At 30.2% G+C, this 20246-nt stretch carries 16 protein-coding genes and 1 riboswitch; of the genes, 14 read left to right on the forward strand and 2 right to left on the reverse strand.

The window, feature by feature from the left end:
- The first annotated feature begins 113 nt into the window (after positions 1 to 113).
- The 7 genes from KEC93_RS06730 to KEC93_RS06760 all read left to right on the forward strand — a co-directional run bounded on the left by KEC93_RS06730 (position 114) and on the right by KEC93_RS06760 (position 8626).
- On the forward strand, positions 114 to 2483 hold the full coding sequence (locus KEC93_RS06730) for a DNA translocase FtsK (protein WP_039772245.1): 2370 nt from the start codon (positions 114 to 116) through the stop codon (positions 2481 to 2483).
- Positions 2484 to 2775: 292 nt separating this feature from the next.
- Complete coding sequence (gene rimO / locus KEC93_RS06735) at positions 2776 to 4095, forward strand: 30S ribosomal protein S12 methylthiotransferase RimO (protein ID WP_171780387.1); 1320 nt, start codon at positions 2776 to 2778, stop codon at positions 4093 to 4095.
- The gene (pgsA, locus tag KEC93_RS06740; protein WP_011968552.1) at positions 4079 to 4669 is read left to right on the forward strand and encodes a CDP-diacylglycerol--glycerol-3-phosphate 3-phosphatidyltransferase; all 591 of its coding nucleotides are present in this window, start codon (positions 4079 to 4081) and stop codon (positions 4667 to 4669) included. Before rimO ends, pgsA begins: the two co-directional genes overlap by 17 nt.
- A gap of 171 nt (positions 4670 to 4840) precedes the next feature.
- Positions 4841 to 5926, forward strand: a complete 1086-nt coding sequence (gene recA, locus KEC93_RS06745; RefSeq protein ID WP_023973309.1) for a recombinase RecA — start codon at positions 4841 to 4843, stop codon at positions 5924 to 5926.
- A 294-nt stretch (positions 5927 to 6220) separates the two neighbouring features.
- Positions 6221 to 7762 carry a ribonuclease Y gene (gene rny, locus KEC93_RS06750; protein ID WP_011968554.1) on the forward strand — a complete coding sequence of 514 codons (1542 nt, stop codon included), beginning with the start codon at positions 6221 to 6223 and terminating at the stop codon, positions 7760 to 7762.
- A 220-nt stretch (positions 7763 to 7982) separates the two neighbouring features.
- Positions 7983 to 8243, forward strand: coding sequence for a stage V sporulation protein S (locus tag KEC93_RS06755; RefSeq protein ID WP_009169189.1), 261 nt, complete (start codon positions 7983 to 7985; stop codon positions 8241 to 8243).
- 122 nt (positions 8244 to 8365) lie between these two features.
- A complete protein-coding gene (locus KEC93_RS06760; RefSeq protein WP_011968555.1) occupies positions 8366 to 8626 on the forward strand; it encodes an HPr family phosphocarrier protein in 261 nt (86 codons plus the stop codon).
- Between the two features lie 127 nt (positions 8627 to 8753).
- On the opposite strand, the gene KEC93_RS06765 is transcribed toward KEC93_RS06760, so the two are convergent.
- Positions 8754 to 8972: a DUF378 domain-containing protein gene (locus tag KEC93_RS06765; RefSeq protein ID WP_011968556.1), complete on the reverse strand. Its 219-nt coding sequence runs from the start codon at positions 8970 to 8972 to the stop codon at positions 8754 to 8756.
- Positions 8973 to 9173: 201 nt separating this feature from the next.
- On the opposite strand from KEC93_RS06765, the gene purB reads away from it, so the two are divergent.
- Complete coding sequence (purB, locus tag KEC93_RS06770) at positions 9174 to 10604, forward strand: adenylosuccinate lyase (RefSeq protein ID WP_039772241.1); 1431 nt, start codon at positions 9174 to 9176, stop codon at positions 10602 to 10604.
- A 449-nt stretch (positions 10605 to 11053) separates the two neighbouring features.
- Here purB and KEC93_RS06775 read toward each other — a convergent pair whose 3' ends face one another.
- On the reverse strand, positions 11054 to 12049 hold the full coding sequence (locus KEC93_RS06775; protein WP_011968558.1) for an amidase domain-containing protein: 996 nt from the start codon (positions 12047 to 12049) through the stop codon (positions 11054 to 11056).
- A 459-nt stretch (positions 12050 to 12508) separates the two neighbouring features.
- Here KEC93_RS06775 and KEC93_RS06780 point away from each other — a divergent pair, with 459 nt between their 5' ends.
- The 6 genes from KEC93_RS06780 to KEC93_RS06805 all read left to right on the forward strand — a co-directional run bounded on the left by KEC93_RS06780 (position 12509) and on the right by KEC93_RS06805 (position 20024).
- A complete protein-coding gene (locus KEC93_RS06780) occupies positions 12509 to 13759 on the forward strand; it encodes a DUF6398 domain-containing protein (RefSeq protein WP_011968559.1) in 1251 nt (416 codons plus the stop codon).
- Positions 13760 to 13812: 53 nt separating this feature from the next.
- Positions 13813 to 13928: riboswitch (FMN riboswitch) on the forward strand.
- Between the two features lie 332 nt (positions 13929 to 14260).
- Positions 14261 to 15346: a bifunctional diaminohydroxyphosphoribosylaminopyrimidine deaminase/5-amino-6-(5-phosphoribosylamino)uracil reductase RibD gene (gene ribD, locus KEC93_RS06785; RefSeq protein ID WP_077868694.1), complete on the forward strand. Its 1086-nt coding sequence runs from the start codon at positions 14261 to 14263 to the stop codon at positions 15344 to 15346.
- A 26-nt stretch (positions 15347 to 15372) separates the two neighbouring features.
- On the forward strand, positions 15373 to 16023 hold the full coding sequence (locus KEC93_RS06790; protein ID WP_011968561.1) for a riboflavin synthase: 651 nt from the start codon (positions 15373 to 15375) through the stop codon (positions 16021 to 16023).
- Positions 16024 to 16087: 64 nt separating this feature from the next.
- Positions 16088 to 17281 carry a bifunctional 3,4-dihydroxy-2-butanone-4-phosphate synthase/GTP cyclohydrolase II gene (locus KEC93_RS06795; protein ID WP_077868693.1) on the forward strand — a complete coding sequence of 398 codons (1194 nt, stop codon included), beginning with the start codon at positions 16088 to 16090 and terminating at the stop codon, positions 17279 to 17281.
- Positions 17282 to 17448: 167 nt separating this feature from the next.
- Positions 17449 to 17913: a 6,7-dimethyl-8-ribityllumazine synthase gene (gene ribH, locus KEC93_RS06800; RefSeq protein ID WP_077868692.1), complete on the forward strand. Its 465-nt coding sequence runs from the start codon at positions 17449 to 17451 to the stop codon at positions 17911 to 17913.
- Positions 17914 to 19019: 1106 nt separating this feature from the next.
- Positions 19020 to 20024 carry a LacI family DNA-binding transcriptional regulator gene (locus tag KEC93_RS06805; protein WP_039772234.1) on the forward strand — a complete coding sequence of 335 codons (1005 nt, stop codon included), beginning with the start codon at positions 19020 to 19022 and terminating at the stop codon, positions 20022 to 20024.
- Positions 20025 to 20246 lie beyond the last annotated feature (222 nt).

Consider the following 20246-nt stretch of genomic DNA (forward strand, 5'->3'; position numbering starts at 1 on the left):
TAGCTATTTTTAAGGTTATAGAAAAAATCTATAGCCGATTTTTGTTTTTAGTGTTATCTTATTAAAGGAGAATTGCTATTCAATGTAGAAATAAAATTATGAGGTGATTTAAGGTGGGTAGGACTAAAGGCAAACATAGCACTACAAAAAGTAAAAAAGATGAAAACACAATAAATCCAGATATAGTAGGAATAGTGTATATTGCAACAGGAATAATACTTGGTATAGCAATATACACTTCTTTAGCTGGAATATTATCATCTTTAGCGCAAAGAGTATCATATGTAGTAATTGGAATAGGTGCAAATGCATTGCCTATTTATTTAATATATTTTGGATTCCAATATATAAAAACACGAGGAAATATTAAATTAAGCAAGAATTTTTTTGGAATAACTATATTAGTAGCTGTTACCATATTGACATTTGGAACAATAAACATTCAAAGTTTAGACGGGCAAGGAAGTTTTTTTGAAAATTTTAAGGTCATACTTAATGATAGCGCCCAGACTCCTCATGGTGGAATAATGGCATATCTCATATGTTATCCAATGTATAAAATTATAGGGGCCCTTGGGACATATATAGTTCTTCTCGCATTTTCAATAATTGCCATCACTTTGATTTTCGATATTACTCTTTATGATTTAGGGATAAAGGCCTACAATAAAGGTGAAAAAATAAGAAATAGCAGAAGAAGTAGAAAAGTAAGGGATGAGCAGAAACCAGTTAGAGAGAACTTTATAAATATAGTAGAAAAAGATGATAAAGAAAATGAAAAAGAAGCATTTCTTTCTGGTGTAGAAAAGAAGATAAAAATTCTAGATTTTATGAAAAATACTAGTGATGATACAGAAATCTCACCTATATCAAAAGCTGAAGTATCATCAGATATTCAGATAGAGAGTTTTATAGAAAAACCTACGCAAAGTCATACTAAGAAGAAAGAAAACTTAGGTAATGATGTTAAGGAAGTAGTAAATAAAGAGATACAAGAACATATAATGGAACAAAAAGAAACTAAGGAGTATAAACATCCAAGCCTTGAATTATTAAAATTAAATTCAAATACAAAACTTAATAGCAGTGACAAAAAAGAATTAATAGAGAATGCTAATAAGCTTGAAGAAATATTATCTAATTTTGGAGTAGATGCCAAGGTTACTCAAGTTACAAAAGGTCCATCAGTTACGAGATTTGAACTTCAGCCAAGTCCGGGTGTCAAAGTTAGTAAGATTGTAAATCTATCTGATGATATAGCTTTAGGGTTAGCAGCTTCTGGGATAAGAATAGAAGCACCAATTCCAGGTAAGGCGGCAGTTGGTATAGAAGTTCCAAATGGAAAACAAAAACCAGTCTTTTTAAGAGAAGTTCTAGAAAATGATGAATTTATCGAGTCTAAGAAAAAGCTTGCATTTGCTTTAGGAAAAGATATATCAGGAAAATGTGTTGTGGGAGATTTGAGTAAGATGCCACATACACTGATTGCAGGGGCAACAGGTTCTGGTAAGAGTGTATGCATAAACTCTCTTATAATAAGCCTATTATATAAGTATAATCCAGAAGAAGTTAAACTTTTAATGGTAGATCCAAAGGTTGTTGAGTTAAATGTTTATAATGGAATACCACATCTTTTGATTCCAGTTGTTACAGATCCTAAGAAAGCGGCAGCAGCTTTAAATTGGGCAGTAAATGAAATGACCAATAGGTATAAGCTCTTTGCAGACTCTGGAGTTAGAAATATGGAGTCGTATAATGAATTATTTAATAAGGGTATAATAGAACAAAAACTGCCATATATAGTTATTATAGTAGATGAGCTTGCTGATCTTATGATGGTATGTCCTAATGATGTAGAAGATTATATTGGAAGATTAGCACAAATGGCAAGAGCTGCAGGTATGCATTTAGTTATAGCAACTCAAAGACCATCAGTTGATGTAATAACAGGGGTAATTAAAGCTAATATTCCATCTAGAATATCATTTGCAGTATCATCTCAAATTGATTCTAGAACTATCTTAGATGGATCCGGAGCGGAAAAATTGTTAGGAAAAGGTGACATGTTATATTATCCAGTGGGAGAAAGTAAGCCTCTTAGAGTTCAAGGCTGCTTCATATCGGAGGAAGAAGTAGAGCAAGTTGTATCGTTTATTAAGAGTGAACAGGGTGATACTAAGTATGAAGAAGATATAATTGATCATATTAATAATGCGTCAGATTCAAAATCTGTGGATGCAAATGATAGTAATGACGATGTTGATGAATTACTTAATGAGGTGATAAATGTTGTAGTTGAGTATGGTCAGGCATCAACTTCGTTTATTCAAAGAAAGTTCAGAATAGGGTTTAATAGAGCTTCTAGAATAATGGATCAATTAGAAGAACGGGGGATTATATCGGAAAAGGATGGAAGTAGACCAAGGCAGGTGCTTATTACTAAGCAGCAGCTATTAGAAGATGAACATGAAGAGGAAAATTAATTAATAATGTCTAAAAAGTTTAAAGCTATAGTTTTAGATTAATTATGAAATAAAATTAAACATTATGTTAACTTTTTTAATTTAACTCTTTTGAGGTAAAATAATAAGTGATTTTTATGAGATTTGGGAGTAGTATATGTATAATAGCAACTTGTAAAATGTAGTTCTAATTTGTTATAATTAAGACTATTAGAACGTAGGAGGATATAAGAAGTTGAGCGAAATTAAAATAGAAATAGCGAAGAATAGAGAACAATATAATGAAGAGGCTTCAAGCAAGTATAAAGTTGGAATGGTAAGCTTAGGCTGTGATAAAAATAGAGTTGACTCAGAGATAATATTAGGTAAGATGAGTGATGAATATGAGATAACTAATAACCCCAAGAACGCAGATATAATTATAGTGAATACATGCGGATTTATAGAGAGTGCCAAACAAGAATCCATTGACACAATTTTAGAGATGGCTAATTATAAAATTAATTATAAATGCAAACTGCTTATAGCTACAGGGTGTCTTACTCAAAGATATGGAGAAGAGTTGAAGACATTAATACCTGAAATAGATATAATGCTTGGAGTTAATGACTATAATAAAATAAATGAAATCATAACTGAATTTATAGATGGAAATAAATTAGCAACAGAACTTTTGAATTATTCCGATGAAAACATTAATGAAGGAAAGAGAATTATTACAACTCAAAGGGAGAGTGCATATATAAGAATAGCAGAAGGATGCAATAATTTTTGCACATATTGTATAATTCCTAAGATAAGGGGAAAATTTAGAAGTAGGAAGATGGAAAATATTATAAATGAAGCAAGAGATTTGAGTGAGAGTGGAGTAAAGGAAATTATACTTATAGCTCAAGACACTACTTTATATGGAAGCGATATTTATGGGAAAAAGAATCTGCATGTTCTTCTTAAGGAATTATCCAAAATTGAAGGAATTGAATGGATAAGGGTGCTTTATTGTTATCCAGAAGAGATATATGATGAACTTATAAACGAAATTGCTTGCAATGAAAAAGTTGTAAAGTATTTAGATATACCTATTCAACATATAAGCGATAAGATTTTAAAACTTATGGGAAGAAAAACTAGTAAAAAAGATATAATTAATAAAATACAAATTTTAAGAGAAAGAGTTCCTGAAATTGTTATAAGAACAACATTTATAGTAGGATTTCCAAACGAAACTGATGAAGATTTTAATGAAATTATTGATTTCTTAAAGGAACATAAGCTTGAGAAAGTAGGTGCATTTACTTATTCTCAGGAAGAAGATACTCCAGCTGCTAAAATGGATGGGCAAATAGATGAAGAAATTAAGGAAAAAAGAGAAGAAGATTTAATGCTTTTACAAAAGAATATTTCAGAAGAAATAAATAAATTGAAAATTGGAAAGTTATATGATATTCTTGTTGAGGGATATAATGGAAAGTGCTATTATGGAAGAAGCTATGAAATGGCTCCTGATATAGATGCAAATGTATTATTTGAATCAAATGCAAAAATAGAAAATGGTGAATTTGTAAAGGTAAAAATAGTAGAGACTATGGATTATGATTTAGTGGGAGTTGTTGTTGATGAATCTTGCAAATAAGTTAACCTTAATTAGAATATTTTTGGTTCCTGTATTTTTAGTATTTATAGCAGTTAAAGATATACCATATGGAAGTTTTATTGCTACATTTATATTTATTTTAGCTTCATTAACGGATAAGTTAGATGGGTATATTGCTAGATCTAGAAATCAAATAACTAACTTTGGAAAATTTATGGATCCTTTAGCAGATAAATTATTAGTTACTGCGGCGTTAATTTCTTTAGTTGATTTACAGGTAGTACCAGGATGGGCAGCCGTAGTTATAATTGCACGAGAATTTGCTGTTTCAGGTTTAAGATCAATAGCGGCAGCGCAAGGAAGAGTTATAGCAGCTAGCTGGTGGGGAAAAATTAAAACGGTTATACAAATTATAGCAATAATTTTATTATTATTAAAAGTAAATATTCATGATGCAAGGCTGTTAAAAATTTTTGTAATAGACAATTATTATTTGAAAGGATTTTTTAAATTCGCTCCAATGATAATGCTTATGATTGCGGTTATAGTAACCCTGCTTTCAGGTTACGATTACTTTAAAAAGAATAAGGAAGCTGTTTCTTACGATAAATAAAATATATAAGATCCATGTTTAGAAATATAAAAAAATGGATATGAATTAAAAAGGTTCCTTCTTTGCTAGCAAAGAAGGGGCTTTTCTTAGAATTAATTATTGACTATGGTTTGTAATTAATTTATAATAAATATAGAACATAAGTTCGATGGAAGGGAGTTAATTAGTATTATGGGAATTATAAATGCAGAAAAGTTAAAAGCAATTGAAAGTGCTATGAGTCATATAGAAAAACAATTTGGTAAAGGATCAGTAATGAAATTGGGTGATCACAATATTTCTAACATGGATGCTATATCAACAGGATGTTTAGATTTAGATATAGCTCTTGGAATTGGAGGAGTACCTAAAGGTAGAATTATTGAAATTTATGGACCAGAAAGTTCAGGAAAAACTACAATTGCGCTTCATATAGCGGCAGAATCACAAAAGAAAGGTGGAGCAGTAGGATACATAGATGCAGAACATGCATTAGATCCTAGTTATGCCCAAAAACTTGGAGTTGATGTAGATAGCTTAATAATTTCTCAACCTGATACAGGGGAACAAGGACTTGAAATAGCTGAGGCATTAGTCCGTTCTGGAGCTATTGATGTTTTGGTAGTAGACTCAGTTGCGGCTTTAGTACCTAAAGCTGAAATTGAAGGAGAAATGGGAGATTCACATATTGGTCTTCAAGCAAGACTTATGTCACAGGCGTTAAGAAAGCTTGCAGGAACAATAAATAAGACTAATTGTGTTGCTATATTTATTAACCAATTAAGAGAAAAAGTTGGGGTTATGTTTGGTTCGCCAGAAACAACAACTGGAGGAAGAGCATTAAAATTCTATGCATCAGTAAGACTTGATATTAGAAGAATAGATTCTATAAAACAAGGGGATTCAATAATAGGTAACAGAACAAGAATAAAGGTCATGAAAAATAAAGTTGCACCACCATTTAAACAAGCAGAATTTGATATTATGTATAATGAGGGTATATCAAGATGTGGTAATATAGTAGATGTTGGAGTAAAAGAAGAGATTGTTCAAAAGAGTGGCGCTTGGTTTTCTTATGGAGATATAAGATTAGGTCAAGGAAGAGAAAATGCTAAATTATATCTAAAAGAAAATCCTGAAGTGGCATTAGATATAGAAAATCAAATTAGAGAAAAGTATAATCTTCCACCTGCAGAACTATTTAAGGCAGCTGCACCAGAGGGAGCTAAAGAAAATATAAGCGATAAAGATGATGTTGCTGTAGATACAAAAGAATAAAGAAGATGTAATAAATGGAAAGTTTAAATGTGAATTTACTTCATAATATTTATTAATAAATGTATAGCTGCATATATTATGATAACTCATATATATGCAGCTATATTAAGTATTTAACAGCATAATGCAGTATGTAACAGTTATATGCGCAAACTTGACATAATTTTGTTTTTAATATAGAATAAAAAGGAATACTGGTTTATCATATTCCAAATGCAGTGAGAAGAATATGACACCTACTATACTTTCTTGTTAATAATATAATGAGAAAATGATAAATTAGGAGGTGTTTATGTGGTAACAGCAGTAATGATATTAATAGATGTAATAGTTTTATTAATATTAGGAATAGTGGTTTATAAAACGATTCAAAACATATCAAAAGCAAAGATTGAATCGCTTGAAAAAGAAGCAGAAGAAATTCTAGTAAGAGCTAAAAAGGATGCAGAAGCAACTAAAAAAGAAGCAATCCTTGAGGCAAAAGAAGAACTTCATAAATTAAGAAATGATTTTGATAAGGAATCTCGTGAGAGAAGAAATGAGATTCAAAGGCTTGAAAGAAGAGTAATTCAAAGAGAAGAAGCACTTGATAAAAAGAGTGAACTTCTTGAAAAGAAAGACGAAACAATCAATCAAAGAATGCTTGAGGTAGATCAAGTAGAAGCAAGAGTACAGAAGCTTTATGAAGAAAGAAGAGCAGAACTTGAAAGAATATCGGCTCTATCTAGTGAAGAAGCACGTGAGATTCTTCTAGATGAAATAAGGAAAGAAATTACACACGATGCAGCTTTAATGATAAAAGATATTGAAAGTAAGGCAAAAGAAGAGGCAGACAAGAGAGCAAGGGAAGTAATTACAACTGCGATCCAAAGATGTGCTGCCGATCATGTGTCTGAATCAACTGTACACGTTGTTGCACTACCGAATGATGAGATGAAAGGTAGAATAATAGGTAGAGAAGGAAGAAACATTAGAACCTTGGAAACATTAACAGGAGTTGATTTAATTATAGATGATACTCCAGAAGCAGTCATTCTTTCTAGCTTTGATCCAATTAGGAGAGAAGTTGCGAGAATGGCACTAGAAAAGTTAATAGTGGATGGCAGAATACATCCAGCGAGAATCGAAGAGATGGTTGAAAGAGCAACTAAGGACGTGGAAAGTAGTATAAAAGAAGAAGGAGAGCAAGCAGCTCTTGAAACTAGTGTACATGGACTACATCCTGAAATTATAAGACTTCTTGGTAGATTAAAGTATAGAACAAGTTATGGGCAAAATGTGTTAAAGCATTCCATAGAAGTTTCATACTTAGCTGGCTTAATGGCTTCAGAGCTAGGTTTAGATGTTACTTTAGCTAAAAGAGCAGGATTGCTACACGATATTGGTAAAGCTGTGGATCAAGAGCAAGAAGGGCCTCATGCTCTAATTGGTGGAGATCTAGCTAAAAAGTATCACGAATCGCCATTAGTAATAAATGCAATAGCAGCACATCATTCAGATGTAGAAATGCAATCTTTAGAAGCAGTACTAGTTCAAGCGGCAGATGCAATATCAGCGGCTAGACCAGGCGCTAGAAGAGAGACATTGGAAGCATACATTAAGAGATTGGAAAAGTTAGAGGAAATTGCAAATTCACATGAAGGTGTAGAAAAGTCATATGCCATTCAAGCTGGTAGAGAGATTAGAATTATGGTTAAACCAGATAAAGTAGATGATGCTGGAACAATTGAATTGGCACGTAATTTAGTTAAGAGTGTCGAGGAAGAACTTGAATATCCAGGACAAATTAAAATTAATGTCATAAGAGAAACTAGAGCAGTAGATTTTGCTAAGTAAAAAAAGTGAAGTATATTTTGTTAAGTGATGAAATATACTTCGTTTTATTATAGATTAGATGTAATTAATTCATTTAAACTATAATTGAGTATATAAAAACAAAATACCTAGAAATAAAAATATTTTTTAATTTAGTAATTCTAAAAGGAATTTTAGGAATTATATAGAATATATTTAATGTAAACGATTTGTGTATTAAATTCTAGGAGGAATAACAAAAATGGAAGTATTAAAAGTATCAACAAAATCAAATCCTAATTCTGTAGCAGGTGCACTAGCAGCTATAATAAAGGAAAAAAATATTGCAGAAATTCAAGCTGTTGGTGCAGGTGCTATAAACCAAGCAGTTAAGGCTATTGCAATAGCAAGGGGATTTGTTGCACCAAGTGGAAAAGATATAGTATGTGTACCGGCTTTCACAGATATACAAATAGATGGAGAAGAAAGAACGGCCATAAAATTAATAGTACAACCTAGATAATTAAAATTATTTCTAAATTATCATATGAGCAATCATTTTTAAGTTGAAATTATCAATAAAAACGATTATACTATAATAGTTAAATGCTATATTTATTAATTTTTTGTAAAGAGGTGTATATAATGATAGCAAAAGAGGTTACAGTAAAAAATTCATCTGGTCTTCATGCTAGACCAGCAACATTATTAGTTAAGAAGGCTTCTTCATTTAAATCAGACGTTAGTATAGAATATAACGGCAAGAAAGCAAATGTAAAAAGCTTAATCGGAGTATTATCTTTAGCAGTAACTAAAGATGCTACTATCAAGGTTGTTGCTTCAGGAGATGACGAAGCTTTAGCAGTAGAAGAAATCGTTAAATTAGTTCAAACTTTAGAAGACTAATATACCAAAAAAGGTTCCATATTATTAATATGGAACCTTTTTTGGTGCATTAGTAGTATAAATATTAAATAATTTATATAAGTATAATTCTTGATATCGATTACTCATGCAGATCTTTAATTAAAGTCTAATTCTCATCCATTATTAAATTGCATCTAAATAGCAATGAAACCAAATCTAAGGCACCTAAAAATACTGCAATATAGATAAACCTCTCTATTATTGGAATATTCATAGAAATTAATTTTGCTATATTTAGGTTGAACAAACCTATTGTTCCCCAATTTAATGAACCTATAAGAACTAATAAAAAGGAAAGTTTATCTAAGATACCTATCTTACACATATTTCTTCACTCCAATCTTTAATATGATCCTTAGTATATATATATGATTCTTAGAGACAATAATAACAAAAATGTAAAATAAATTTAAATACAAAAGAGAACAAATAATTCTAAAATTAAATAGGCAAAAATGAAAAAAATATGATATAATACGAATGTTAAAAGAAAAAGCATAAAATATATTCGTGTGGAGGTTTTTAGATGAGAAATTTATATAGCACACCTTTAAATTCAAGATACGCATCAAAGGAAATGAGCTTTATTTTTTCTGATGATATGAAGTTTACAACTTGGAGAAAATTATGGGTAGCTTTAGCAGAAGGAGAAAGAGAACTCGGATTAAATATAACTGAGGAACAAATCAAAGAGTTAAAAGAACATATCAATGATATAAATTATGATGAGGCTGCTAAAAAAGAAAAAGAAGTTAGACATGATGTTATGAGTCATGTATATGCATATGGTCTTCAATGTCCAAGCGCAAAGGGAATTATCCATTTAGGAGCTACATCTTGTTATGTTGGAGATAATACAGATATTATAATAATGAGAGATGCTTTAAATCTAATTAAAAATAAAATAGTTACAGTTCTAAATCATTTGAAAAATTTTGCACTAGAATATAAAGACATGCCAACATTAGGTTTTACACATTTTCAACCAGCTCAATTAACTACAGTAGGAAAAAGAGCTACATTATGGATGCAAGATTTAGTAATGGATGTTGAAAATATAGACTTTTTATTATCAACATTAAAGCTTAGAGGTGTTAAGGGTACTACAGGTACTCAAGCTAGTTTTATGGAACTTTTTGATGGAGATGAAAATAAAGTTAAGTCTTTAGATAAAATTGTTGCAGAAAAAATGGGATTTGAAAAAAGTTATGGAGTAACAGGCCAAACATACCCAAGAAAACTTGATTCTATTGTATTAAATACATTATCGGAAATTGCTCAAAGTGCTTACAAATTTAGTAATGATTTAAGATTGCTTCAAAATATGAAGGAAATGGAAGAGCCATTTGAAAAAAATCAAATAGGATCATCAGCTATGGCATATAAGAGAAATCCTATGAGAAGTGAAAGAATAAGTGCATTAGCTAGATATGTAATAGTAGATGCATTAAATCCAGCAATTACAGCAGGAACTCAGTGGTTTGAAAGAACACTAGATGATTCAGCTAACAAGAGACTATCTGTAGCTGAAGGATTTTTAGCATTGGATGGAGTGTTAAATTTATACATAAATATTGCTGAAAACATGGTAGTATATGATAAAGTTATAGCATCTCACGTGCAAAGAGAATTACCATTTATGGCTACTGAAAATATAATGATGGAAGCTGTGAAAAGAGGTAAGGATAGACAAGAATTACATGAACAAATTAGAGTGCACTCTATGGCTGCTGCTCAAAGAGTAAAAGGAGAAGGGTTAGATAATGACCTAATAGATAGAATAATAAATGATGATTCATTTGGCCTATCTAAGGAAGAAATTCTAGCAATTATAGATCCAAATAAGTTTGTTGGAAGAGCACCAAGTCAAGTTGTTGAGTTTATAGATGAATATGTAGATCCTATTATTAAGAATAATGAAGATGCATTAAAAATCAAGAGTGAGATAACTGTATAACAATATAAACGTTAAAATTAAGCATATATATAAATCAAAGAAATGAGATACATATTTATGAATATGTATTTGAAAGCTAACTGTTATAAATGAAAGTTCAAATTTATAATTTGAGTTCACGAACTTAGTTAACTTATTAAAAATTGATTTAATTATAAGTAAGGTTGCTAAGGATTAGCTTGCAAGATTAAAGTTGAAGCAAGCTGGTCCTTAATGCAACCTCTTTTTATGTGCTTTCAGAGTTATGTTTTGTAGTATTCAGGTAAACATGTATCTGACTTAGATTTATAGATATAATAATCATAAACTATACTTAAACTATGAAGTATCTTCCAACCAGAAACTGGAACAAAAGTATATTATTCATTTCGGTGAGTTATACGAATAAGTATAGATTATAGTGTTGGGTTATCTATATATGATCTGGAGTTTGAGATAGATATTGTATATCAATCGAATTTTAAGGCTCTGAGTGTTGGATATCTGTTGGGATAAATTTGACTAAGAGGATAATTCAATTTGTCATAACTATGACAGCAATAAAGACAGTCACCATTTTGAAGCCTATAAGTAATAAAGCCATTATGAAAATATCGTCCTATAGACGGAGTGTAAAATTGAATTAAGCAGCCTCTATCTAATGATTTATCGTTTGGAAGCTTAGTGGCTTCTAATTTCGGCGTTATTAAGTATTGATATAGTTCTTCAACTCGAATCCAGGCATGAGTATATGGTTTCCAAGTTGCATTTTGACTGAAACCCCCAGCATGAATTATTTGAGACATAAAATTAGTACAATCCCCTCCGATGCCAGAAAATGATTTGTATTCAGGATTATAATTTAATGAAAATCTTTCAGCATAATCGCAGGCATCTGTGACATTAAATTTGGAAGCTCTTTTTTCATCATGGTTATTAGTAGAAAGCCAGCTAGAAGCTATGAACATTTCAAATAATGAATCAATTGATGAAAGTTTATCCTTATATACATTTATGTTGCTGTTTTTATTGAAATTACGGCTATTTACTAGGCTTGATAAATCAGTATTTAGGATATGTTCATATAAAAGTGGATTTTCTTCATTCTCTGCTATAAATTGTATTTTGCATTTGTCTTGCAAATACTCTAAAATGAGTATATATTCATTTATTGAAACTGAATTTATATTTTGAGGATAAGTTTTAACAATAAAAGAAGTCTTCAGAATCAGTTTAACCTTAATAAAACTTGGAATTTGTTCTAGTATATTATATGCATAATCAAATTTATAGTCTTTAAATGAAGAGTTTAATTTTTTTGCCCATTCAAAGTTGAATAATTTTTTTAGGTAAATTTCTTTTAATATGGTATCATCTAAATTATACTTATGTTTAGAAATTAAATTGATATTATTATAAGGCATTGATAGTAAAAAGGATAAATTATATAAACTATTTGTTAGCATATAGTTTCCTTATTTAAAATTGTTATCATTAAATATGTTTATGAGGGAAATTATAGAAATGTGTTAATAAATTCATTTTTTATAAAATTATTTGTTTGCATTACCTGATTGATAGTTTAATATGAGCTTTAGGCATAATCAAAAAATAACACTTCATTTATTTCGTATGCCTTAATGAACTAAAATTTTCAGAAAAATATATATTAAGATTGGTAATACCCTAGATAATAGATTAAAACAACAAAAATGTTTATAAAAATTTAAAAGTAGATACAAATATATTTAATATGTTATAATGTAATATGGACGAAAAAAGTAATGAACTTATAATATTTTTATAGAGAATATTGTAAATCTAAAATGAAAATTATAAATTTGGTGACTATACTTGCAAATTATAATTGTTGTAGGATAAAGTCAAATTTGTTAAAGATTTTTATAAAGGAGCTATAAGAAGAAATGCAAGAATTATCTAACGGAATAGCTAGCAAGTATGAAGAAATAATTGAAAAAATAAAGAGTTTTTCAGATGAATATCTCAATGAAGATTATAAGAATATTTGTGTTCTAGCAACAGAAACTTTATTTTTGAATTATGAAGAACAATTTAAAAAGGGGAAGAGCTTTTCATGGGGAGCAGGAATAGTGCATGCTATAGGAACTGCAAATAACTTATTTGATTCAAAAGAAAAGCCATATATTAAAGTTGCTGACTTATATAAGGAGTTTGGTGTTAGTAGTAGTACAGGCTCTAGTAAATCAAAGGAAGTAAAAAGCTTATTAGATATATCAAAAGATAATAATAAATGGATAATAGGCGAAAATAAGGATGCAGAAGCTTCAGAAGGTACTATGCTAAAAGCTAAAGAAGAAGTTGCATTAACTATGAATGATAAAATAGAAGAGGATAAAGCTGTTAAGGATGAAACAAAAGTTCCTTTTAAATTTGCTGTCCATAAAGATTATATAATGGCTCAAAGAACTATTGAGTATGCATGGAGACAAAAGAATTATAAAAATAAAGCAAAATATGCAAAAGAAGCATTAGAAGTATATGAAGATTGTGCGGATGCATATATAATATTATCAAAAGATTCTAGTTTAAATAATAATCAGAGGACAGAACTTCTAGAAAAAGCAGTTAACGCAGCGAAGAATTTATTAAGAATAGATGATTTGAAAAATGCACCGGCAGAGCTTCTTAGATTAAAGATAGCGAGGCAACTTTTCGGAGCTAAGTATAGTTTAGCGATTCATTTATGGGAAATTGGTGAAAAAGAAGCTGCAATAGAGAATGCTTTAGAAATCCTAGAGTATGATGAGAAAGATGAATTAGTGGTTAGAAGTTTAGTAGTTAATTGGCTTTTAATTGAGGAGAGATATGAACAACTAAAAAGCCTGCTAGAAAAATATGAAAAAGATAATTTGGCAGCTATACATTATAGTAGAGTAGCGTTATTATATAAGATTAATGAAATTAAAGCGGCAGAAAGTGCTTTAAGAAGAGCATATAAGAGAAACCCGCATGTTATACCATACATATTAAAACAAAAAAGAGTTTCAAGTACCTTGCCTAATTTAATTAGATTTGGAAGCGAGGAAGAAGCTATGAAATATGCTAGCTTAGGTTTAGACATTTGGAATGATCCTAAGATGCTTCAATGGATTAAAGAAAAGAAGAAAGAATTCGATATCATAAATTTTAGCTAATCACTTTACAAAGATAAAACTTCATGATATCATAGTTATTGTAAATTAAATAAAGAAATCTTCGGGGTTGGGTGAAATTCCCTATCGGCGGTACAGCCCGCGAGCTTTAAAAAGCAGATTCGGTTAGATTCCGAAGCCGACAGTAAAGTCTGGATGAAAGAAGAGAGTAATGTTATAAATTATATTTAAAATTAAAGTTTTAAATGTTATTTGTTCGTATTTAAGTACCCTGAATTTATTAGAATTCAGGGTTTTTTTATTACAATATATTTTTAAGTTTGAAATTGTATAAGATTGATAGAACTGGCTTAAAATATATGCTGTAATATATAGGATAAATTTTAAAATTTTACTTGTATATATAAATAATCATTACAATTTTTTAAAACTCCGAGGATTTGAATCCCGGAGTTTCTTTATTATTCATTAAATTATAATTCAACTAAGTATTTATAAGATTATATTATAGGAAATAGTATGAAAAATTGGAGATGATTAGTTTTGGATGAGAAGTACATGGAGATAGCTTTAGAATTAGCTAAAAGAGGAATAGGTAAAGTAAATCCTAACCCACTAGTTGGAGCCGTTATAGTTAAAGACAATGAGATAATAGGAGAAGGTTATCATGAGTGCTATGGAGAAGCTCATGCAGAAAGAAATGCAGTGAAAAATGCAACAAAATCTGTGGAGGAAAGTACAATTTACGTCACACTAGAACCTTGTGCTCATTATGGAAAGACACCCCCATGCGTAGATTTAATAATTGAAAAAAAGTTTAAAAGAGTAGTAATAGGTATGTTAGATCCCAATGAGCTAGTTTCTGGAAAAAGTGTGGAAAAGTTAAAACAGCATGGGATTGAAGTTGTAGTAGGTATTAAAGAAAACGAATGTAAAGAATTGAATGAGATTTTTATAAAGTATATAACATCAAAGATTCCATTTGTCATTTTGAAAAGTGGAATGTCTATTGATGGGAAGATAGCAACTTATAGTGGAGAATCAAAATGGATTACATCTAAAGAATCTAGAGAAGATTCACAACACTTAAGAAATAGGTTTCATTCGATTATGGTAGGTGTAAACACGGTAATTGAAGATAATCCTGAACTCACATGCAGAATCAACGATGGAAAGAAGTTAATCAGGATTATTGTAGATAGTAATCTTAGAATCCCACTAGAGTCTAAAGTTCTCACAAATAGTGATAAAGCTGCAATAGTAGTAACTACTTTAAAATCAGATAAAGAAAAGAAAAAGAAATTAAGATCTATGGGCATTAAAGTTATAGAAGTGGCAGATAAAGATAATAGAGTTAATCTGAAAGAGCTGGTTAAGAGGGTTGGAGAAGAAGGAATAGATTCAATACTTATAGAAGGTGGAGGAACTTTAAATTTTTCTGCATTAGAAGAGAGAATTGTAGATAAAGTAAGATTTTATATAGCACCTAAGATAATAGGTGGACAAAGCAGCAGAAATAGTATAGCAGGAAAAGGCTTCTTTAAATTAGATGATGCAGTTAGATTAGAGGACATTAATTATAGAACGATTGGAGAGGACTTAGTACTAGAAGGTTATGTTGCTAAATAAGAGATGAAAGATATAAGGAGGAGAAGATGTTTACTGGAATTATTGAAGAAGTTGGCGTGTTAGAGAAATTTAGCACAGGTAATGGCTTTGGAGTTATGGAAATCAAGTGTAGTGAAGTTTTAAAGGAAACTAGAGTCGGAGATAGTATAGCCACCAATGGAGTTTGCTTAACAGTAAAAGAAAAATATTCAGATTCTTTTAAAGCAGAAGTGATGGGCGAAACTTTAGAGAAAAGTAACTTAGGAAATTTAAAGGCTGGAGATAAAGTAAACCTTGAAAGGGCATTGAGATTAAGCGATAGGCTTGGTGGTCATATTGTAAGTGGACATATAGATGGTGTTGGAAAAATAGTTTCCATAAAAGAAGAAAGTAATGGAACTTGGTTTACTATATCTGCACCTGAGGAGGTACTAAGATACATTATATATAAAGGATCAATTGGAATAGATGGAATAAGCTTAACTGTTGCTTATGTTGATGATGAAGTATTTAAGGTTTCTGTTATACCTCATACTATAGATAATACTATACTTTCATATAAAAAAGTTAATTCAAAGGTTAATTTGGAGTGCGATTTAATTGGGAAATATGTGGAAAAGTTATTTGGTGGAAAAGAAAAAGAAGAAAATGAAAATAGCAATATTACAATGGAATTCCTAAGAAAAAATGGGTTTTAATCATATAAATCATCAGAATGAATTTTAAGTATATATAAAATACAAATTTAAGGAGCTGAGCATTATGTTTAATAGTATAGAAGAGGCATTAAAGGATATTAAAGAAGGGAAAATGATAATAATTGTAGATGACGAGGGAAGAGAAAATGAAGGAGATTTAGTAATTCCAGCAGAACTGGCTAATGGAGAAAATATTAATTTTATGATTAAGTACGCGAGGGGACTTGTTTGTACGCCAGTGGAAGAAGAAATTGCAGTGAAACTTGGATTAAATCCAATGGTTGAAAAAAATACGGACAACCATGAAACTGCTTTTACAGTATCCATAGATCATAAGGATACGACAACAGGCATATCAGCATTTGAAAGAGCTTATACAATAAACAAACTTGTAACTGCAAGTGAAGGCGATGACTTTAGACGACCAGGCCATGTATTTCCTTTGATAGCTAAGAATGGCGGAGTATTTGAGAGGATTGGACATACAGAGGCATCGGTAGATTTGGCAAAGCTTGCAGGATTTAAAGGTGCGGCAGTTATATGTGAAATAGTAAAAGACGATGGAACAATGGCAAGGCGTGATGATTTGATAAAGTTTGCTAAGGAGCATAACTTAAAGATAGTTACTATAGCTGATCTAGTTAAATACAGAAAAGAAGAACATTTAAGTGTCGTTATGGAAACGGAAGCTAATCTTCCAACTAAGTATGGGAATTTTAAAGTACTCGCATTTAAAGAAAAAGATTCCTCAAAATGTCATTTGGCTTTAGTCAAAGGAGATATTAAAAATAATGATGAACCAATACTTGTTAGAGTTCATTCTGAATGTTTAACTGGAGATGCTCTAGGATCTAGAAAATGCGATTGTGGAGAACAATATGAAGCTTCGATGAGAATGATAGCAAAAGAGGACTCAGGAATACTTCTGTATATGAGACAGGAAGGAAGAGGAATTGGCCTTTTAAATAAATTGAAAGCATATGCACTTCAAGATGAGGGATTGGATACAGTAGATGCAAATTTAGCTCTAGGATTTAGAGAAGACATGAGAGATTACAAAACAAGTGCTGACATGCTTAAGATTTTAGGGATAAAGAATGTTAGATTAATTACTAATAACCCAGATAAAATAGAAGGATTAGAAAAAAATGATATAAAAGTTTCAGAAAGAGTTTCAATACAAATGCCTTTGAATGAAAATGATGAATTTTATTTAAAGACTAAAAAAGAAAGAATGAATCATTTGCTAAATATTTGATGATCAAATTCTAATAACATGTTACTGCATTTAAAGTAATATTAGCTGAGATAAATTAGGTGGAATATTTGTGGTTATAAGTTCAATTAGTATTTAGTTTACATGTAGATCTAATTGAAGTTGATAAAAAATAAAATAAATAATATAAAATATTGGAGGAAAAAATAATGAATATATTTGAAGGAAATTTAGTTTCAGAAGGATTAAAATTTGGGATAGTAGTAGGAAGATTTAATGAATTTATTGGAGGAAAACTTTTAGAAGGCGCAATAGACGGATTAAAGAGACATGGTGTGAAAGAAGAAGATATCGATATTGCATGGGTACCAGGTGCCTTTGAAATCCCACTAATTGCTAAAAAGATGGCTAAGAGCCCTAAATACGATGGAGTAATATGTTTAGGAGCAGTAATAAAAGGATCTACATCACATTATGACTATGTTTGCTCAGAAGTATCCAAGGGAATTGCAAGTGTTTCTCTTGAAAGTGGAAAGCCAGTAATTTTTGGTGTTCTTACAACAAATACTATAGAACAAGCAATTGAAAGAGCGGGAACTAAAGCTGGTAATAAAGGATATGAAAGTGCAGTTTCAGCTATCGAAATGGCGAATCTAATTAATACAATAGGATAAGCCAACTATAATCTATACTTATGCGTATAGCTCACCGAAATGAATAATATACTTTTGTTCCAGTTTCTGGGTAATTCTGATGGGTGATTCTAAGGCTATAAAGTTGCACCCAAAGTGCTAGCCTCAAAGAACGAGCTTTGAACTAGCACATTTGTAACAACTTATAGCCAAAGAATCACATCCATCAAAATTACCAATGAAACATTCCACAAAAGTATATTACTCATTTCTAGTTGGAAGATATTTCATAGTTTAAGTATAGTTTATGATTGTGTTATCTATATGGGATCATGAAAATACATTAAGCTTATAAATATATGTATATACTTATATAGGATTAAAGGTATATATTTTTAAAGAAATATATGTATGTATAAAAATATTTTCATATGTAAATATATAAATATTTATAGGAAACATCAGGTGTAAGGGCCATTTATGGCTATAAGAGAACCTATCATTTCTAGCGTGGCATAGATATATATTTGATTTATTATACGAGTACATTCACAAAAGAAGTCAAATTACTTGTGTGGAGGAAACAAAGTAAGATGTCAAGGCTATTTGGAGGAAGAGGGTTAACGCTTTGCTTATTCAATTTAAAATGGAATAAGTTTAAGTGGAACCCTCTTTCTCTTAATTATTTCTGAAGTTCTCATAGCTTTTCGGAATAAAATATTTATAATTTTGGTAAGCTCCATATTAGTCGTGATATATAAAAAGACAAAACAATTATTAGTTGGATTTATACTATGATATATCATTAACTAGAAAGTGGAAACATTTTTATGCAGCAGGCATTTAAAAATGAGATGTTAAAAGTTCTTAATTGGAGGTTGTTCAAATAATGCTTGTCACAATGAAATTGGGAGCAAGCATTATTTGTGCAACCCGCAATTTAGCACTTTCAGCGAAATTTTCATAGTCCTGCGAAATAACAATGTCTCTACTTTCGGTGAATTGACGCATAATGCCATCTATATAAGAAAAGTATCACAACAGTTTGACTATATTTTGCTTGTGAGATACACTTAACTTAGATTTGTTTTCAGCAAAATCTCGTGTTTAATTTTTTTGGACTATGCGAGCTAAAGGAGGAAGTTAAGTTGGCCACTATAAAGGAAATAGCTTCTATAGCAGAAGTTTCTATAGCAACAGTTTCTAGAGTTTTAAATTTTGATGAAACATTAAATGTAAGTGATGCAACAAGGGAAAAAATATTAAAAATAGCAGATGAACTTGATTATGTTTCAGCAAAAACAAAAAAAGCTAAGAATAAGAAAAGTAAGGATATAGGAATTATTTATTGGTATAACTATGAGGAAGAATTAGGAGATCCATATTACTTATCAATAAGGTTAGCTGCTGAAAAAAAATGTAATGAAAATAATTTTAATTTGGTGAAGCTAAGTGAGGATAGCAGTATTGAGGATGTTAAGAATGTTAGTGGAATAATTGCTATTGGAAAGTTCTCTTCAAGTATCATAGATAAATTAGCAAGTGCCAATGATAATATAGTATTTGTAGATTTTTCACCTGATGAAAATAAATTTGATTCAGTAATGGCGGATTTAGGAAAAGCAACTTATGAAATCTTAGATTATTTGTATAGTTTAGGCCATAGAAAGATTGGTTTCATTGGTGGGAATAAATTAGAATGCATAGATTATAGAGATATATATTTGGATAAAAGGGATATGAAATATAAAGAATTTATGGAAAGTAAGAATATCTATAATAATAAATACATATATGAGACGGAGAGATTCACTTTTAAAGCTGGATATAATCTTATGAAGGAAGCATTAAAATCTAAAAATAACATAACAGCTTTTTTTATTGGAAATGATACAATGGCAGTCGGGGCTTACAAAGCAATTTCAGAGGAAGGATTATCAATACCAGAGGATATAAGCATAATTGGATTTAATGATCAGCCTAGTGCAAAGTATATGATACCAGCTCTAACTACAATAAGAATACCAAGTGAGTATTTAGGAAAAGCAGCTGTTGACTTGCTGCTTGAAAATTTGAATGGAATTAGGGAATATAATAAAAAAGTAATAATACCAACTGAATTTAAAATTAGAGAGAGTTGTAAGAGAATATAGAAAATAAGCAGTAGCCTTTTGTGGAAAAGGGTTACTATTTTTTTGCTCTAAATGAATATATATGCAAAAACAATTCTTCATCATAATTCTAAAAATATTGCAAGAATTTTAGCCGTAATTGTGAATTATGAAATGTGCATTGTGAATTGCAACATATATATTTAAACTTTTGAAGAATTAGATAAAGAAAAAATACAAAAAGCATGTTAGATTTTTATCACC

The sequence above is a fragment of the Clostridium beijerinckii genome, from assembly GCF_018223745.1.
Taxonomy (GTDB): Bacteria; Bacillota; Clostridia; order Clostridiales; family Clostridiaceae; genus Clostridium; species Clostridium beijerinckii.

Bases quoted from the DNA above. Each gene is read 5' to 3' on its own strand.
- rimO (WP_171780387.1), top strand. From the start codon at position 2,776: ATGGTAAGCTTAGGCTGTGATAAAAATAGAGTTGACTCAGAGATAATA.
- pgsA (WP_011968552.1), top strand. From the start codon at position 4,079: ATGAATCTTGCAAATAAGTTAACCTTAATTAGAATATTTTTGGTTCCT.
- recA (WP_023973309.1), top strand. From the start codon at position 4,841: ATGGGAATTATAAATGCAGAAAAGTTAAAAGCAATTGAAAGTGCTATG.
- KEC93_RS06755 (WP_009169189.1), top strand. From the start codon at position 7,983: ATGGAAGTATTAAAAGTATCAACAAAATCAAATCCTAATTCTGTAGCA.
- KEC93_RS06760 (WP_011968555.1), top strand. From the start codon at position 8,366: ATGATAGCAAAAGAGGTTACAGTAAAAAATTCATCTGGTCTTCATGCT.
- KEC93_RS06765 (WP_011968556.1), bottom strand. From the start codon at position 8,972: ATGTGTAAGATAGGTATCTTAGATAAACTTTCCTTTTTATTAGTTCTT.
- purB (WP_039772241.1), top strand. From the start codon at position 9,174: ATGAGAAATTTATATAGCACACCTTTAAATTCAAGATACGCATCAAAG.
- KEC93_RS06775 (WP_011968558.1), bottom strand. From the start codon at position 12,049: ATGCTAACAAATAGTTTATATAATTTATCCTTTTTACTATCAATGCCT.
- KEC93_RS06780 (WP_011968559.1), top strand. From the start codon at position 12,509: ATGCAAGAATTATCTAACGGAATAGCTAGCAAGTATGAAGAAATAATT.
- KEC93_RS06790 (WP_011968561.1), top strand. From the start codon at position 15,373: ATGTTTACTGGAATTATTGAAGAAGTTGGCGTGTTAGAGAAATTTAGC.
- KEC93_RS06795 (WP_077868693.1), top strand. From the start codon at position 16,088: ATGTTTAATAGTATAGAAGAGGCATTAAAGGATATTAAAGAAGGGAAA.
- ribH (WP_077868692.1), top strand. From the start codon at position 17,449: ATGAATATATTTGAAGGAAATTTAGTTTCAGAAGGATTAAAATTTGGG.